The 1,072-nt window shown below is 58.2% G+C and carries 1 protein-coding gene; it reads right to left on the bottom strand.

What is annotated here, in order from left to right:
* Positions 1 to 313: 313 nt before the first annotated feature.
* On the bottom strand, positions 314 to 1,072 hold a 759-nt coding region (locus tag NW852_RS10320), incomplete at its 5' end, for an inositol monophosphatase family protein (protein ID WP_414426714.1).

The following is a 1,072-nucleotide window of genomic DNA, read 5'->3' as shown; positions in this document are numbered from 1 at the left end:
CTTCCAAACTGCTGTTGTCGGTTCGATTCCGTCCGCCCGCTTCCAGAAAACAAGCCTACTCTAGATGAGCACTCTTAGCCTCAAACCTTAGCTGGGGGTAGACCTAGGTTCTGAATTGGGGTCGAAAGCTGCCAATAGAGTGTCTAAGGGGTGGAAAAAGTTAGTAGCCACATACATTCCCTGTGGGATTTTGCTTTTGAGCTGGCGCTACTGGTTGTTGAGGGAGGTGCCGGACAGAGAACTTGGCTAGAGCCTTACCCGGCAATGAACTAACAATCGCTCTCCAAAGCTCGCAACCAATTTAGGCTAGGAGCTACCCCTTGGAGCTTATTGCCGCTAAGGCCTGGCGATGTAAGTTGGAGTTGGCCGCCGCCAGCACTTCTCCCTTGGAGGTGCGAGTTAAGGGATCCCCCGCCCAGTCGGTAATCACACCGCCGGATCCCTCGATCACCGGCACAAGGGCGGCAAAATCGTAGAGGGCAAGGCCACATTCCATGACCAGATCGATGTAGCCGCTGGCTAAGAGGCCGTACTGGTAGCCGTCGCCGCCGTAGGAGGTGATGTGGACCAAGCGGCTGAGCTGCTGAAAGCGCTGCTGCTGGTCAGGCTGGGTGAACAAATCGGGGGTCGTGCAGCTTAGGTAGGCGCGGCTGAGGTCAGTGGTGGCTTTGGTGCGCGTGAGCTGTTGGGTAGAGGGGGTCATCCATCGGGTTGGTTGTCCCTGCACCCCTAGCCAGCGCTCACCCAACACTGGCTGATCGATGATGCCCAAGACAGGGCGGTCGTTTTCCAAAAGGGCAATCAAGGTGGCAAAGGTGGGTTTGCCAGCGGAAAAGGCAATGGTGCCATCCAAGGGATCCAAAACCCAGGTGTAGGGGGAGCCAGTCTGGTGGAAGCCAAACTCCTCGCCGAGGACGTTGTGCTCCGGCACATGGGCGGCTAGCAGCGCCCGCATTGCCCGTTCGGCCTCCCGGTCGGCTATCGTTACGATAGGGGATCTGGCCTCTTTGTACTCGGCCTGCAACTCCCCGCGAAACAAAGGGCGAATCACCGCTCCGGCCGCGTCGGCTAG

The sequence above is a fragment of the Synechococcus sp. H60.1 genome, from assembly GCF_047462335.1.
GTDB lineage: Bacteria > Cyanobacteriota > Cyanobacteriia > Thermostichales > Thermostichaceae > Thermostichus.
This window is presented reverse-complemented; position numbering and strand designations above follow the sequence as displayed.